Raw genomic sequence first — 15,928 nt, 5'->3', positions numbered from 1 at the left:
TCCGCGTCGTGGAGCGCACGTGCACGCGTGTGCCCGAGGCCGGGTCTGCTGCTCACACACGCAAGGAGGCATCCTCTTGGAGGGTCCCGAGATCAAGTTCGCTGAAGCGACCATCGACAACGGTCGCTTCGGCACCAGGACGGTCCGGTTCGAGACCGGTCGTCTCGCGCAGCAGGCACAGGGTGCCGTCGCCGCGTACCTGGACGAAGAGACCATGCTGCTGTCGGCCACCAGCGCCGGGAAGCACCCGCGCGAGGGCTTCGACTTCTTCCCCCTGACGGTCGACGTCGAGGAGCGCTCGTACGCCGCGGGCAAGATCCCCGGCTCGTTCTTCCGTCGTGAGGGCCGCCCCTCGACCGAGGCGATCCTCGTCTGCCGCCTCATCGACCGGCCGCTGCGCCCGTCGTTCGTCGACGGCCTCCGCAACGAGGTCCAGATCGTCATCACCGTCCTGAGCATCGCGCCGGACGAGTTCTACGACGCGCTGGCCATCAACGCCGCGTCCGCGTCGACGCAGATCTCCGGTCTGCCGTTCTCCGGCCCGATCGCGGGTGTGCGCCTCGCGCTCATCCCCGGCGCGAACGGCACCGACCAGTGGGTCGCGTTCCCGAAGGCGTCGCAGCTCGCCGACGCCGTCTTCGACCTCACCGTCGCCGGCCGCGTCGTCACCGACGAGGCGGGCAACGAGGACGTCGCGATCATGATGGTCGAGGCCGAGGCCACCGAGCACGCATGGAACCTCATCGAGGGTGGCGCGACCAAGCCCGACGAGGCCATCGTCGCGCAGGGCCTCGAGGCGGCCAAGCCGTTCCTCAAGTCCCTCGTCGAGGCGCAGGCGGAGCTCGCCGCGCAGTCGGCCAAGGAGATCCAGGACTACCCGGTCTTCCCGCCGTACGCCGACGAGGTCTACGCCGCCGTCGAGTCCCTCGCGCTCTCCGAGCTCGGGGACGTCTACCAGATCGCCGGCAAGGCGGAGCGTCAGGACGCCGACGACGCGCTCAAGTCGCGCGTCAAGGCGGCCATCGCCGAGCAGGTCGCCGCGGGCACGCTGCCCGAGGTCGCCACCAGCCAGGTCAGCGCCGCGTACAAGTCGGTCACGAAGAAGGTCGTCCGCGGTCGCATCCTGACCGAGCAGGTCCGCATGGACGGTCGCGGCCTCGCCGACATCCGTCCGCTCGACGCCGAGGTCGCCGTGATCCCGCGCGTCCACGGCTCCGCGGTCTTCCAGCGCGGCGAGACGCAGATCCTCGGCGTCACCACGCTGAACATGCTCAAGATGGAGCAGCAGATCGACTCGCTGTCGCCCGTCACCAAGAAGCGCTACCTGCACCACTACAACTTCCCGCCGTACTCGACCGGTGAGACCGGCCGCGTGGGGTCGCCGAAGCGTCGCGAGATCGGGCACGGCTTCCTCGCCGAGCGCGCCCTCGTGCCGGTGCTGCCGTCGCGCGAGGAGTTCCCCTACGCCATCCGCCAGGTCTCCGAGGCGCTGAGCTCCAACGGCTCGACCTCGATGGGCTCGGTCTGCGCGTCGACCCTGTCGCTCCTCAACGCCGGTGTGCCGCTGCGCGCCCCGGTCGCGGGCATCGCGATGGGCCTCGTCTCCGACACCGTCGACGGCCAGACCCGCTACGCGGCGCTGACGGACATCCTCGGTGCCGAGGACGCACTGGGCGACATGGACTTCAAGGTCGCCGGTACCTCGGACTTCGTCACGGCCATCCAGCTCGACACGAAGCTCGACGGCATCCCGTCGTCCGTCCTCGACGCCGCGCTGAAGCAGGCCAAGGAGGCCCGCTCGGCCATCCTCGGTGTGCTGAACGAGGCCATCGACGGTCCGGACGAGATGGCCGACACCGCGCCGCGCGTGATCTCGGTGAACATCCCGGTCGACAAGATCGGCGAGCTGATCGGCCCGAAGGGCAAGACGATCAACGGGATCCAGGACGAGACCGGCGCCGACATCTCGATCGAGGACGACGGCACGGTCTACATCGGAGCCGTCGACGGTCCGTCCGCCGAGGCCGCGCGTGCGCAGGTCAACGCGATCGCGAACCCGACGAACCCGGAGATCGGGGACCAGTTCCTCGGCACCGTCGTGAAGATCGCCACGTTCGGCGCCTTCGTGTCGCTGCTCCCGGGCCGTGACGGTCTGCTGCACGTCTCCGAGGTGCGCAAGCTCGCCGGTGGCAAGCGCGTGGAGAACGTCGAGGACGTCCTCGGCGTCGGTCAGAAGATCCTGGTCGAGGTCACCAAGGTGGACGACCGCGGCAAGCTGTCGCTCGCGCCGGTCGTGGCCGACGAGGTGGACACCGAGGGTCGCGACGACCATGGCACCCACACCGAGACGCCCGCCGAGGGCTGATCGACCCGCGTCCTGACGTACCGACGGCCGTCGACCCCGCTGGGGTCGGCGGCCGTCCGTCGTCTCCGCGTCCGTCGGCGGACGCCGGCGGTGCCGGGTGCCGGGTACCCGATCGTGCCCGGGTGCCGGTCCGTCAGGACCCGGGCGTCTCCTGGATCCCGACGAGCTGCGCGCGACCGAGCAGGTGCTCGCGGAGCATGAAGCCGACGACAGCCGGCGTCGCGTCGGCGGGGACCTCGAGCGTCGGCACGTCGAGTGCGCTCAGCGTGAAGAAGTACCGGTGCGGACCGTGGCCCGCGGGCGGGGCGGCCCCGAGGAAGGTGTCGGATCCGAACTCGTTGCGGCGGCGGATGGCACCCTCCGGCAGCAGGGCGTCGTCCGTGCCGGCGCCCTGCGGCAGCGACGTCACCGTGCCCGGGATGTCGGACACGGCCCAGTGCCAGAAGCCGGAACCGGTGGGGGCGTCCGGGTCGTAGGCCGTGAGCACGTAGCTCTGCGTGCCCTCGGGGGCGCCGGACCACGCGAGCGCGGGGGAGCGGTCCTCGCCACCGGCGTCGGAGCCACGGGCCCAGCCGGGCAGCTGACCGCCGTCGGTGAAGTCGGGGCTCGTCAGGTCGAAGGACGGGACGTCGGGCAGGTTCCAGTTCGGGTGGTTCGTCATGCTCCGAGCCAACACCCGCGCGCCCGGCGCATCCCGGGAGTCGACGTGCCGGAACTCAGGCCCTGAGGACCCGCTCGGCGGCCCGGTTCAACGCTGCCGTCGCCGCGATGGCGTCACCGGCGTACGCACCGGACATCACCCCGTCCCGGGCGAGCATGAGTTCGTCGGCGCCGTCCCCGGCGAGCGGGTGGCCGGCGGCCTGCAGCAGGTCGGCGAGGCGTTCGGTGTACCAGTCGCGGTGCATGGCGACGACCTCGCGCACCGGGTCGCGGGGGTCGTGGTACTCGGCGGCGGCGTTGAGGAACGCGCACCCGCGGAAGTCCGGACGGTCGACGTCGGCGGCGAGGGCGTCGACCCAGGCGCGGACGGCTGCCTGCGGGGACTCGGCGTCGGCGACGACGGACTCCATCCAGGCCTGCACGCGGGTGTGCTGCTCACGCACGTAGGCGAGGATCAGGTTGTCCTTCGAGCCGTAGTGCTTGTAGAACGTCGCCTTGGTGACGCTCGCCTCGGAGATGAGACGGTCGACGCCGACCCCGTGGATGCCCTCTTCGTAGAACAGCCGCGTGGCCGTCTCGAGGATGCGGACCTTCGCGCCGCCGGAGCGGGGAGCCGGGGGGACGCTCGACCCGTCCGGCGACGCGAGGTTCTGGTTGCTCGGGGCCCGTCCTTGCAGACGCTGACCCAGGAGACGCTGGACGGTCGGTTGGGGGGAATCGACCGTCACAGCGTGGCTCTCCTTGGGTCATCGGCTCCGCGGCGGAGAGGGGGGACTCGTGCCGCGCAGGACTGATGTCCCGAGCCACCGGATCGAGATCTAGGGGGGCTCCCGATCCGGTGAGACCACTGTAGCACGAGGAGGACAGACAGACGAGTCCGTCTGTCCGTCTTTTTTGTACCCCTCTTCGGGTGTCCTGTCCCGGAGGGCGCCAGCCTGGGCGACGACGGCCCGGCCTTCAGTAGAGTCATGACGATGAACCGCCCAGTGCCGCTGCCGCTCGAGGCTCCGGAAACGTCCTTCGTGACGTCCGGTGGAGCCCTCGTCCGGCGCACCGTTCTCGCCTCGGGCGTCCGTGTGCTCACCGAGTCCGTGCCCTCCGTCCACTCCACGAGCATCGGGTACTGGGTGGGGGTCGGCTCCCGCGACGAACGTGCGGGGCAGTACGGATCCACGCACTTCCTCGAGCACCTCCTCTTCAAGGGCACCGCCGACCGCACCGCGCTCGACATCGCGGTCGCGTTCGACTCCGTCGGTGGCGAGCACAACGCCGCGACCGCGAAGGAGTACACCTGCTACTACGCCCGTGTCCGGGACACCGACGTCCCGATGGCGGTCGGTGTGATCGGCGACATGGTGACGAGCTCGACGCTCGAACCGGCCGCGTTCGACGTGGAGCGCGGGGTCATCCTCGAAGAGCTCGCGATGGCGGCGGACGACCCGGCCGACGTGGCGGGGGAGGCGTTCTTCGCCGCGACCTTCGACGGACACGCCCTCGGCCGACCGATCGGCGGGACCCCGGAGTCGATCCGCGAGGTCCAGCGCGACGAGGTCATGGCGCACTACGCGGAACACTACGAGCCGAACGGCATCGTCGTGACCGCTGCCGGCGCGGTGGACCACGACCAGTTCTGTGCGCTCGTCGAGGCCGTCTTCGCCGATGCTGGGGCAGCCACGCCGCTCGCCCGGCGCACCGCGCAGCCCGTCGCCGACCCGGTCGACTCCACCGTCCGGGTCGTGCACCGGCCGACCGAGCAGGTCAGCATGCTCCGCGGGTCGCAGGGACTCGATCTCCGCGACGACCGCCGCCCCGTGCTCAGCGTGCTCAACGCCGTGCTCGGCGGTGGGATGAGTTCCCGGCTCTTCCAGGAGGTCCGGGAACGTCGAGGACTCGCCTACGCCGTGTCCTCGTTCGCGCCCGCGTACCTCGACAACGGGGCCTTCGGCGTCTACGCCGGGTGCGCTCCCGACAACGTCCCGGGCGTCGTCGACATCATCGACGGCGAGTTCCGCCGCATGGTCGACGACGGCATCACCGAGGACGAGCTCCGCCGGGCCAAGGGCCAGATCGAGGGCGCGCTGACGCTCTCGCTCGAGGACTCGGACGCCCGGATGACCCGCCTGGGCCGTGCGGAGCTCGGCACCGGCGAGTTCACCGACCTCGCGACCGCCCTGGAGCGTGTCGACCGCGTCACCGCCGCCGACGTGCTCGACCTGTCCCGCGACCTCCTGACCCGACCGACGGTGACCGCCGTCGTCGGGGACGTGCAGCGCGACCGGCTGGCGGCCGCCCTCGGGATCGACGGTTGACCTCCACCATGTCGCACTACCTCTACCTCGTCCGACACGGTGAACACCAGGACGCCGAGCACGGTCTGCGGGACGGCAAGCTCTCGGAACGCGGCAAGCGCCAGGCGATGCTCATCGCGGACCGACTGGGCGGCGTGCCGTTCGACGGTGTGTGGCACTCCCCGCTCGACGCCCCGAGCGAGACCGCGTCCTTCCTGCAGCAGCGTCTCCCGGCCATCCAGCCGGAACCGTCGACCCTGTTGTTCGACTGCATCCCCTCCGGCCCGACGCCCGACATGCCGCACGCCTACAAGGGGTGGTACGGCGGCGTCACGGAGGAGGAGATCGCCGCCGGGCAGGCGCAGATGGAGGACGCCGTCGGGGAGTGGTTCACACCCGCGATGGAGGACCGCCATGACCTGCTCATCACGCACAACGCCGTCATCGGCTGGTTCGTCCGCGAGGTCTTCCAGGCCCCGGAGTGGCGCTGGATGGGCACGAACGTGGCGCACAGCTCGCTGACGATCATCCGGATCCGCTCCGCGAAGCCCGCCGAGCTCGTCACGCTGAACGACCTCGCGCACCTGCCGGTCGAGCTCCGCACCGGGCTGCCCGTCCCGCAGCCGCTCTAGCGTCCGCGCGGCGCCGGCCCGGAGGCGCGTCGTGCGTCAGTGGACCGGCTTGCGGTACCAGGCGGTCGCGTTCGGGTTGTCGTTGAACGCCGGCACCCGCTCGTAGCCGCGAGCGCGGTACATCGCGCCCGCGGCGACGAGGGAGTCGTTCGTGTCGAGGACGATGCTCGTCGCGCCGTACTCCCTGGCGGCGGTCTCGAGGACGTCCATCACCGCGGTCGCGACGCCGCGGCCCCGGGCCTCCGGCGCCACGAAGACGTGCTTGACCTCGAAGCGCACGTCGTCGCCGTCGTCCGCGATGCGGCGGAGCCCACCGCAACCGACCGCGGTGGCACCGTCGGCCCGGTCGTCGAACGCGACCACGAACACCCCGTTCGGCGGCACGAACTCGGCGGCCGGCGTGCGCTTCCGCGAGTAGCGGCCCTGCGCGCTCGGGAACGTCGCCGCACGTTCGTCGAGGTACCGGTCGAGCAGGTCGTCGACCTCCGGCAGGTCGGCGGGGACCACGCGGACGGTGACCTGGCTGCGATCGTCGGACATGCTCCGATCCTAGGATGGGGGCATGGTCACTCCCGTCGCCGTCGTCGGCGCCTCCGGTCGGCTCGGGTCGCTCGTGGCCGCCGTCGTCGAGGAACTGCCCGACTTCGAGCTCGTCGCCCGGTTGTCCTCCCGCGACAGCGCGCACGACGCCCCGGGTTCCGTTTTCGCCGGTGCGCGGATCATCGTCGACGTCACCGTCCCGGCGCTCAGCCCCGCCATCGTCGAGAACGCCCTGGCCACCGGGGCGAACGTCCTGGTCGGCACGTCCGGCTGGTCGGGGGAGCGGCTCGGCAAGCTCCGGGCCTCGCTGACCCAGCGCCCCGACCAGGGTGCCTTCGTCGTGCCGAACTTCTCGATCGGGTCGGTGATCGGCACCCACCTCGCCACGATCGCCGCCCCCTGGTTCCCCTCGGTGGAGATCGTCGAGAGCCACCACGCCGGCAAGATCGACTCGCCGTCGGGCACGGCGGTCCGCACCGCCGAGCTCATCGCCGAGGCCCGGCGTGACGTCGGACCGGTCGAGGCTCCGCACGTCGACCAGCGTGCGCGCGGCCAGCAGGTCGCGAGCGTGCCGATCCACTCGCTCCGGCTGCCGGGGGTGACGGCCGTGCAGGACGTGGTGCTGAGCGGCCCGGGCGAGACCCTGACCATCCGGCACGACACCGGGGCCGATACCGCCTACCTGCCGGGCATCCGCGCGTCGCTGCAGGCGGTCGGGGCGATGCGCGGCCTGACGGTCGGCCTCGGTTCCGTGCTCGGCATCGGGTAGGCGACGCTCGTGCGAGGCCTGCGGTCACCGCTCTGGGGCGTCCTGCTCATGACCGTCCTGCTCGTGGTGTACATCGTGCTCGTCGGGCAGCGGGCGGTGGCGTTCATCGCGACCGGCCTCCCGGTCGGCATCGGCATCGGTGTCGCGCTGGTCGTCGTGGCCCTGGTCGGGGCACTGCTCCTCGTGCTGGAACTCCGCTTCGGGCTGCGCATCACCCGGCTCGGAACCCGGCTCGAACGGGACGGCGGTGCACCCGACGACGTCGTCCCGGTGCGCCCCTCCGGACGTCCCGACCGCGCAGCCGCCGACGAGTTGTTCCCGCGGTACCGCGCCGCGGTCGAGGCCGCACCGGACGACTGGCGCGCCTGGTACCGCCTCGGGGTCGTCTACGACGCGGCGGGCGACCGGAAGCGCGCCCGTGCCGCGATGCGCACCGCCCTCGCACGGGCGCGCTGACCGGGCCGAGGCGGGTCAGAACGCCGCGTCGACCGCGTCCTCGGCCCGCGTGTACCGGAACGTGTAGCCCGAGTCGAGCAGCTTCCCCGGGACCATCCGCTGGTTCGACAGGAGCATCTCGTCCGCCGCGTCCCCGAGCAGCTTCCGGAGCGCGAAGGCCGGGACCCGGAACAGGTACGGGCGGTGCAGGTCCTCCGCGACGCGCTTGGTGATCCGGTCGGCCACGGCCGGATCCGGGCCCGACAGGTTGACCGGACCGGACACGTCGTCCGCGGTGACGAGGTGCACGATCGCGCCGACCTCGTCCTCGAGCGCGATCCACGGCCACCACTGGCCGCCGGTGCCGAGGCGTCCGCCACCGCCGGCCTTCGTCAGCGGGACGAGCGGGGCGAGGGCGCCTCCGCCCTGACCGATGACGATGCCGGTGCGCAGCAGCACGACGCGGACACCGTCCGGCGCGCGGCGGGCGGCTGCCTCCCACGCGGTGCAGACGTCGGCGAGGAACCCGCTGCCGGCCGACGCGTCGTCGTCGAGGACGTCCGCGGGTCGGTCGCCGTACACGCCCGACGCGGAACCGGACAGGAAGACGCGGGGCGGCGTCGTCGCGGCACGCATCGCATCGACCAGGGTCGTGGTGGCGTCGACGCGGGAGGTCCGGATCTCCCGGCGGTAGGCGTCCGTCCACGGCAGCTTGCCGAGGTTCGCACCGGACAGGTTGACCACGACGTCGGCGCCGTCGAGGACGGCCGGGTCGAGCGGCCGCTCCCCGGGGGCCCACCGGAACTCGGTCGGCGTCCGCGGCTCACGTCGCACGAGCGTCGAGACGTGGTGCCCCGCCTCGCGCAGGGCACGGACGAGCGGCGTGCCGATGAAGCCGGACGCGCCGGCCACCAGGATCGAGAGCGGCTGTGACGTCATGCCGCCACGCTACTCACGCAGCTGACGGGCAGCCGTGGCGCCGCCGGGAGGCCCGTCCCCCGTCGGTCACCCGGCTCGCCTCCGTCGCGGCGCACGCCTAGGCTCGACGTCGTGACCGAGATCCCCACGCCGTACGAAGACCTGCTGCGCCGAGTGCTCGAAGAGGGCTCCCCGAAGGGCGACCGCACCGGGACCGGTACCCGCAGCCTGTTCGGTGCCCAGCTGCGCTACGACCTGTCGCAGGGGTTCCCGCTCATCACGACCAAGCGCGTGCACATGAAGTCGATCGCGTACGAGCTGCTCTGGTTCCTCCGCGGCGACTCGAACGTCCGCTGGTTGCAGGAGCACGGTGTCCGGATCTGGAACGAGTGGGCGGGCGAGGACGGCGACCTCGGGCCGGTGTACGGCGTGCAGTGGCGCTCCTGGCCGACGCCGTCCGGCGAGCACGTCGACCAGATCGCCCAGGTCATCGACCAGATCCGCACGAACCCGGACTCGCGTCGTCTCATCGTGTCGGCGTGGAACGTCGCGGACATCCCGAGCATGGCGCTCGCCCCCTGCCACGCGTTCTTCCAGTTCCACGTGAACGACGGCAAGCTCTCGTGCCAGCTGTACCAGCGGAGCGCGGACATGTTCCTCGGCGTCCCGTTCAACATCGCCTCGTACGCCCTGCTGACGCACATGGTCGCGGCGCAGACCGGGCTCGAGGTCGGCGACTTCATCTGGACCGGTGGCGACTGCCACGTCTACGACAACCACGTCGAGCAGGTGCAGGAGCAGCTGACCCGGACGCCGTTCCCGCTGCCGACGCTCGAGCTCGCCGCGCGCGACTCGATCGACGCCTACGAGTACGAGGACATCACCGTCGTCGGCTACGAGCACCACCCGGCGATCTCCGGCAAGGTCGCGGTCTGATGACGGACGACCGGGCCGCGTCCGGGACGGAGCCGGCGTCCTGGACGGAACCGGTCAGGGGAGTCGGGCTCGTCTGGGCGCGGTCGGCGGACGGCGTCATCGGCGCGGACGGCGGCATCCCGTGGCACGTGCCGGAGGACCTCGCGCACTTCCGCGAGGTCACCGGCAGCGCCACCGTCGTGATGGGCCGCCGCACGTGGGACTCCCTGCCGGACCGGTTCCGCCCGCTCCCCGGTCGCCGCAACGTCGTGCTCACCCGGGACGCCGCCTGGTCCGCCGAGGGGGCCGTCGTCGTGCACGACCTGGCCGGCGCGCTCGACACCGACGACGACGTGTGGGTGATCGGCGGCGGAGCGGTCTACGCGGACGCCGTCGCGTTCGCCGACCGCGTGTCCGAGACGGTCGTCGACGTCGAGGTCGACGGGGACACCTCGGCACCGACGCTCGGCGAGGACTGGACCCTCGTCGACGAGGGCCCCTGGCAGGTGTCCCGCGTCGACGGCGTCCGCTACCGCTTCCTCGAGTGGCGCCGCCGCGCCTGAACCCTCCTGTCGGAGGTGATCCGGGCCTCCCGTCCGGGCACCGTCCGCGTGGACGGACGCCCGGTCCGTCGCGCCCGGTACGCTGGACTCCGTGTCCACGCGTGAGAATCCCTTCGGCCAGGTCCTCGTCGCGCTCGTGACCCCGTTCACCGCCGACGGCGAGGTGGACTGGCCGGGCGTCGAGCAGCACATCGACGACTGCATCACGGCAGGTGCCGACGGCATCGTCGTGACCGGTACGACCGGCGAGACGTCGACCCTGACCGACCCGGAGAAGCTCCGGCTGGTCGAGGTCGGGAAGTCCGTGGCCGCTGGTCGCGCGAAGATCATCACCGGCGGTGGCTCGAACGAGACCGCGCACGCCATGCAGCTCTACAAGCAGAGCGAGCGCGCCGGTGCCGACGGGGTCATGATCGTCACGCCGTACTACAACAAGCCGACCCAGGCCGGTGTCCTCACGCACTTCCGGATGATCGCCGACGCGACCGACCTGCCGGTGATCCTGTACGACATCCCCGGCCGCACCGGCATCCCGATCACGTACGACACCATCCTGCGCGCGTCGAAGCACCCGAACATCCTCGCGGTGAAGGACGCCAAGGGCGACTTCGCCGAGGTTTCGCGGGTGCTCAACAACACCGACCTCATGTACTTCTCCGGCGACGACACGAACGTGCTCCCGCACCTGTCGATCGGTGCCACCGGCCTCATCGGTGTCACGGCGAACATCACGAGCACGCCGTACCGCACGATCGTCGACGCCGTGAACCGCGGCGACCTGGCCACCGCGACGGCCGAGCACAAGCGCCTCGAACCCCTCGTCCGCGCGGTCATGACCCACGTGCCCGGCACCGTCGCCGCGAAGTACGTCCTGCACGGGCTCGGCCGCATCGGCAGCCCGCGTGTCCGCCTGCCCCTCGTCGGGCCCGAGGACTCTGAGGCGTACGCCATCGAGACCTCGCTCGAAGCCGTCCGGGACGTCCCCGGCGCCGGCTTCTCCAACTTCCGCCCCGACCGCAACGCAGCGGCCGGCGGCGCACTACCGAAGGTGCCAGGCACCACCCGCTAGACGAACACCGCGGCGCACGACGTGCGTCGCCCGAATCCGTAGGACCGAATGCCCACACAGATCTCCACACCGCAGCCGCTCGAACCCGGAACGCTCCGAGTCATCCCCGTCGGGGGACTCGGCGAGATCGGTCGCAACATGACCGTCTACGAGTTCGAGGGCAAGATCCTCATCGTCGACGCCGGCGTCCTCTTCCCGGAGGAGCACCAGCCCGGGGTCGACCTGATCCTGCCGGACTTCTCGCCGATCCGGGACCGCCTCGACGACGTCCTCGGTGTCGTGCTCACGCACGGGCACGAGGACCACATCGGCGCCGTCCCGTACCTGCTGAAGCTCCGCGGCGACATCCCGCTCATCGGCTCCACGCTGACGCTCGCACTCGTCGAGGCGAAGCTCAAGGAACACCGGATCAAGCCGTACACGCTCAACGTCGCCGAGGACCAGACCGAGCAGCTCGGTCCGTTCCACCTCGAGTTCGTCGCCGTGAACCACTCGATCCCGGACGCCCTCGCCGTCGCCATCACGACCCCGGCCGGTCGCGTGCTGCACACGGGCGACTTCAAGATGGACCAGCTGCCGCTCGACGACCGCATCACGGACCTCCGTGCGTTCGCCCGTCTCGGCGAGCAGGGCGTCGACCTGTTCCTGCCGGACTCCACCAACGCCGACGTCCCGGGCTTCACCGCCCCGGAGCGCGACATCGGCCCGGTGCTCGAGAACATCATCACGCGCGCCCGCAAGAAGGTCGTCGTCGCGAGCTTCTCCTCGCACGTGCACCGCGTCCAGCAGGTCCTCGACGCCGCCGCCGCCGCCAACCGCAAGGTCGCGTTCATGGGCCGATCGATGATCCGCAACATGACGATCGCCGCCGAGCTCGGGTACCTGCGGGTCCCCGAGAACGTGCTCATCGACACGAAGAAGGCGAAGAACGTCCCGGACGACCAGATCGTCTACATGTCGACCGGCTCCCAGGGCGAGCCGATGGCCGTCCTCGCGCGGATGGCGAACCTCGAGCACCAGATCGAGATCGGCGAGGGCGACACCGTCATCCTCGCGTCGAGCCTCATCCCCGGCAACGAGAACGCGGTGTACCGCGTGATCGACGGGTTGACGAAGCTCGGCGCGAAGGTCGTGCACAAGGGCAACGCGAAGGTGCACGTCTCCGGGCACGCCTCGGCCGGCGAGCTGCTCTACTGCTACAACATCCTGCGCCCGCGCAACGTCATGCCCGTGCACGGCGAGCACCGCCACCTGTTCGCGAACGCCGACCTGGCGATCCAGACCGGGGTGCCGCCGCGCAACGTGGTCCTGGGGGAGGACGGCACCGTCGTCGACCTCAAGGACGGCGTCGTGACCGTCGCCGGGCAGCTCGACATCGGGTACGTCTACGTGGACGGATCCACCGTCGGCGAGATCACCGACGCCGACCTGAAGGACCGTCGGGTCCTGGCGGAGGAAGGCTTCATCTCGGTCTTCTGCGCCGTCGACTTCACGACCGGCCAGTGCGTCATCGGCCCGGAGATCCAGTCGCGCGGCTTCGCCGAGGACGACTCCGTCTTCGACGACGTCCGGCCGCAGATCGCCAAGGCGCTGACCGAGGCCGCCGCCAACGGCACGCGTGACCAGCACGCCTTCACCCAGGTCGTCCGCCGGACGGTCGGCCGCTGGGTGAACACGAAGCACCGACGACGCCCGATGATCGTGCCGGTGGTCATCGAGGCCTGAGGCGCGCTGCCCCGTCCTGGAGGCCCGCCGCACGTCCGCACCGGACGCTGCGGCGGGCCTCCCGTCGTTGTCCTCGGGAAGGATTAGGGTTCTGCCCATGGCCGGAGGCACCAAGTCGACCACGCGCTCGCGCGCGTCCTCGTCGTCGACCCGTGGAGGCGGGTCGCGCGGGACGTCGCGCACCCAGGCCACGACGAAGAAACTGCCGCAGGCTGCACCCACCCCGGTGTTCCGCGAGCAGAACCCGCTCGTGACCGCATGGCTCGGCATGGCGCACGGCGTCGGCGCCGGCTTCCGGCTGCTCGGCAAGGAGTCGCTCGAGAAGGACCAGCGGCGCGACGGGTTCCCGTTCCTGCTGTTCGTCCTCGCGGTCCTCGGTGCCGTCGTGGAGTGGCTGAACCCCACCAACCCGGTGTCGATCGGCCTCGACGCGTACACGTTCGGCGGGCTGTTCGGGCGCCTGGCCTTCGCGCTGCCCGTCATCATGGTCGTCTTCGCCGGCTGGTTGTTCCGGCACCCGGCGTCCGTGCACGACAACACCCGGATCGGGATCGGCCTCGGCCTCATGCTCGTCTCGATCGCCTCGCTCTGCCACGTGTTCGGCGGCCAGCCGAGCGCCGCGGACGGCATGCCCGCACTCGCCGCAGCCGGCGGGGTGATCGGCTGGGTCGTCATCGGCTGGCTCGTCGCCGTCGCCACCGTGTGGGTCGCCGTACCGGTCGCGGTCGTCCTGCTCGCGCTCTCGCTCTTCATCATCACGAAGACCCCGCCGAACAAGCTCGGTCGGCGGCTGCACGAGCTGTACGCGTACCTCTTCGGCGCTCCCGGTCCCGCCGCCGAGACGCCCCTCACCGAGGACGACACCGCGTCGGCGACGAAGCCGACCCGCAAGCGGAGCCCGAAGGGACAGTCGCAGGACTTCCCGCTGTTCGAGGACCTCGGGTTCGGCGAGGACGGCGCTCCGGGCGAGGACGGGGCCGACGAGCACCTGCCGTGGTGGCGCCGCAACAAGTCCGGCCGCGAAGAGGACCCGGCGTACGACAGTCCCGTCATCCCGCCGACCGGTGTCGCTCCGGCGGCCGCCCCGGCACGGGGTGCCGCGGCGGGCCTCCGTGACCTGACGCCCGCCGAGCCGGTCTCGGTCAACCTGAACGACTCGGTCGAGCAGGACGTCGCCGACGACCTCGACCGCGCGGAGCAGGCACTGCGCGACTTCGGGTCGCCGGCGCCCGCGTCCCCGACGGAGGCGTTCCGTCCGGACCGCGACGTGGCCGCTGCCGTCGCCACGGGCCCGGCGACCGGACCGGCGCCCGTCGCTCCGGCGAGCGTCCCCGTCGTGTCGGCGGAGTCGGACCTCGGCGACGTCGGCGTGGACGACGAGCCCGAGGGCCTGCCGCCGGTCGCGACCGAGGAGGACCCGGCGCACCCGTACCGGCTGCCGGCTGCGACGACGCTGAGCCCCGGGACCCCGTCGGTCGCCCGCAGCCAGGCGAACGACGAGATCGTCGCCGCCATCACCGGCGTCCTGACCGAGTTCAAGGTCGACGCGAAGGTCACCGGGTTCTCCCGTGGCCCGACGGTCACGCGGTACGAGATCGAGCTCGGCCCGGGCGTGAAGGTCGAGCGCGTCACGGCGCTGTCGAAGAACCTGTCCTACGCGGTCGCCTCGAACGAGGTCCGCATCCTCTCGCCGATCCCCGGCAAGAGCGCGATCGGCGTCGAGATCCCGAACACCGACCGCGAGATCGTCTCCCTCGGTGACGTCCTCCGGTCGAGTGCGGCCACCAAGTCGAAGCACCCGATGACGATCGGCGTCGGCAAGGACGTCGAGGGCGGCTTCGTCGTCGCGAACCTGGCGAAGATGCCCCACCTGCTCGTCGCCGGTTCCACGGGGTCCGGCAAGTCGGTGTTCATCAACTCGATGATCACGTCGCTGCTCATGCGCGCGAAGCCGTCCGAGGTCCGCATGGTCCTCGTCGACCCGAAGCGCGTGGAGCTGTCGATCTACGCCGGCGTCCCGCACCTCATCACCCCCATCATCACGAACCCGAAGAAGGCGGCCGAAGCGCTGCAGTGGGTCGTGAAGGAGATGGACATGCGGTACGACGACCTGGCGTCGTTCGGCTTCCGGCACGTCGACGACTTCAACAAGGCCGTGCAGAACGAGGAGATCGTGCTGCCGGCCGGCAGTGAGCGGAAGCTCAAGCCGTACCCGTACCTGCTCGTCGTCGTGGACGAGCTCGCCGACCTCATGCTCGTCGCCCCGCGCGACGTCGAGGAGTCGATCGTCCGCATCACCCAGCTGGCCCGCGCTGCCGGCATCCACCTGGTGCTCGCGACGCAGCGCCCGTCGGTGGACGTCATCACGGGTCTCATCAAGGCGAACGTGCCGTCGCGCATCGCCTTCGCGGTCACGAGCGTGACGGACTCCCGCGTCATCCTCGACCAGCCCGGAGCCGACAAGCTCATCGGGCAGGGCGACGGGCTGTTCCTGCCCATGGGGTCGTCGAAGGCGGTCCGCGTGCAGGGTGCCTGGGTGCAGGAGACCGAGGTCGCCGAGGTCGTCCAGCACGTCACCCGGCAGGCCCAGCCCGAGTACCGGCAGGACGTCGCCGCGGTGGTCGAGCGCAAGGAGATCGACGCCGACATCGGCGACGACCTCGAGCTGCTCCTGGCCGCCGTCGAGCAGGTCGTCTCGACGCAGTTCGGGTCGACGTCGATGCTGCAGCGCAAGCTCCGGGTCGGTTTCGCGAAGGCCGGACGGCTCATGGACCTCATGGAGTCCCGCGACATCGTCGGGCCGTCCGAGGGGTCCAAGGCGCGCGACGTCCTCGTGACGGGGGACCAGCTGCCCGCGGTGCTCGCGAAGCTCCGGGGCGAAGAGCCGCCGACCGCCCCCGCCGCGCCCGCATCGGCAGCAGGGGCACCGGCCGGGGACGGGGCCGACGACCGGTACGGGGACGACCCGGTGGCAGGCATGACACGTGGGTACGATGAGGTGGACGGCGACACCGACGAGGACGCCTGGGGCCTGACGGGCAGGGAGTGA

At 71.2% G+C, this 15,928-nt stretch carries 14 protein-coding genes; 10 read left to right on the top strand and 4 right to left on the bottom strand.

The window, feature by feature from the left end; all coding sequences use genetic code 11:
- The first annotated feature begins 76 nt into the window (after positions 1-76).
- Positions 77-2,365, top strand: a complete 2,289-nt coding sequence (locus DEI91_RS13015) for a polyribonucleotide nucleotidyltransferase (RefSeq protein WP_111052692.1) — start codon at positions 77-79, stop codon at positions 2,363-2,365.
- A 133-nt stretch (positions 2,366-2,498) separates the two neighbouring features.
- Here DEI91_RS13015 and DEI91_RS13010 read toward each other — a convergent pair whose 3' ends face one another.
- Both DEI91_RS13010 and DEI91_RS13005 read right to left on the bottom strand, forming a co-directional pair.
- Positions 2,499-3,026: a YbhB/YbcL family Raf kinase inhibitor-like protein gene (locus tag DEI91_RS13010; protein ID WP_111052691.1), complete on the bottom strand. Its 528-nt coding sequence runs from the start codon at positions 3,024-3,026 to the stop codon at positions 2,499-2,501.
- 55 nt (positions 3,027-3,081) lie between these two features.
- A complete protein-coding gene (locus tag DEI91_RS13005) occupies positions 3,082-3,753 on the bottom strand; it encodes a TetR/AcrR family transcriptional regulator (protein ID WP_111052690.1) in 672 nt (223 codons plus the stop codon).
- Between the two features lie 246 nt (positions 3,754-3,999).
- On the opposite strand from DEI91_RS13005, the gene DEI91_RS13000 reads away from it, so the two are divergent.
- Entirely contained in the window at positions 4,000-5,334 is a 1,335-nt protein-coding gene (locus DEI91_RS13000; protein WP_111052720.1) for a pitrilysin family protein, read from the top strand.
- A gap of 8 nt (positions 5,335-5,342) precedes the next feature.
- Positions 5,343-5,945 carry a histidine phosphatase family protein gene (locus DEI91_RS12995; RefSeq protein WP_111052689.1) on the top strand — a complete coding sequence of 201 codons (603 nt, stop codon included), beginning with the start codon at positions 5,343-5,345 and terminating at the stop codon, positions 5,943-5,945.
- A 36-nt stretch (positions 5,946-5,981) separates the two neighbouring features.
- Here the strand turns inward: DEI91_RS12995 and DEI91_RS12990 are convergent, their stop codons facing one another.
- A complete protein-coding gene (locus tag DEI91_RS12990; RefSeq protein WP_111052688.1) occupies positions 5,982-6,485 on the bottom strand; it encodes a GNAT family N-acetyltransferase in 504 nt (167 codons plus the stop codon).
- Between the two features lie 22 nt (positions 6,486-6,507).
- Here DEI91_RS12990 and DEI91_RS12985 point away from each other — a divergent pair, with 22 nt between their 5' ends.
- Both DEI91_RS12985 and DEI91_RS12980 read left to right on the top strand, forming a co-directional pair.
- Positions 6,508-7,254 carry a 4-hydroxy-tetrahydrodipicolinate reductase gene (locus DEI91_RS12985; protein ID WP_111052687.1) on the top strand — a complete coding sequence of 249 codons (747 nt, stop codon included), beginning with the start codon at positions 6,508-6,510 and terminating at the stop codon, positions 7,252-7,254.
- 48 nt (positions 7,255-7,302) lie between these two features.
- On the top strand, positions 7,303-7,710 hold the full coding sequence (locus DEI91_RS12980) for a tetratricopeptide repeat protein (RefSeq protein ID WP_111052686.1): 408 nt from the start codon (positions 7,303-7,305) through the stop codon (positions 7,708-7,710).
- Positions 7,711-7,725: 15 nt separating this feature from the next.
- Here the strand turns inward: DEI91_RS12980 and DEI91_RS12975 are convergent, their stop codons facing one another.
- Complete coding sequence (locus tag DEI91_RS12975; RefSeq protein WP_111052685.1) at positions 7,726-8,628, bottom strand: TIGR01777 family oxidoreductase; 903 nt, start codon at positions 8,626-8,628, stop codon at positions 7,726-7,728.
- Positions 8,629-8,739: 111 nt separating this feature from the next.
- Here DEI91_RS12975 and DEI91_RS12970 point away from each other — a divergent pair, with 111 nt between their 5' ends.
- From DEI91_RS12970 to DEI91_RS12950, 5 genes are all read left to right on the top strand, one after another.
- Positions 8,740-9,543, top strand: a complete 804-nt coding sequence (locus DEI91_RS12970) for a thymidylate synthase (RefSeq protein WP_181439601.1) — start codon at positions 8,740-8,742, stop codon at positions 9,541-9,543.
- Entirely contained in the window at positions 9,543-10,085 is a 543-nt protein-coding gene (locus DEI91_RS12965) for a dihydrofolate reductase (RefSeq protein WP_111052684.1), read from the top strand. The genes DEI91_RS12970 and DEI91_RS12965 overlap by 1 nt, the downstream gene beginning before the upstream one ends.
- A gap of 91 nt (positions 10,086-10,176) precedes the next feature.
- Entirely contained in the window at positions 10,177-11,154 is a 978-nt protein-coding gene (gene dapA, locus DEI91_RS12960; RefSeq protein WP_111052683.1) for a 4-hydroxy-tetrahydrodipicolinate synthase, read from the top strand.
- Positions 11,155-11,202: 48 nt separating this feature from the next.
- Positions 11,203-12,879 (top strand): ribonuclease J, encoded by a 1,677-nt coding sequence (locus tag DEI91_RS12955; RefSeq protein WP_111052682.1) that lies wholly within the window; start codon positions 11,203-11,205, stop codon positions 12,877-12,879.
- A gap of 97 nt (positions 12,880-12,976) precedes the next feature.
- Positions 12,977-15,928, top strand: coding sequence for a DNA translocase FtsK (locus DEI91_RS12950; protein WP_111052681.1), 2,952 nt, complete (start codon positions 12,977-12,979; stop codon positions 15,926-15,928).

Source organism: Curtobacterium sp. MCBD17_032, from assembly GCF_003234855.1.
Classification (GTDB): domain Bacteria; phylum Actinomycetota; class Actinomycetes; order Actinomycetales; family Microbacteriaceae; genus Curtobacterium.
Note: the sequence above shows the minus strand (reverse complement) of the source record. Positions and strands in the feature narration are given on the sequence as shown.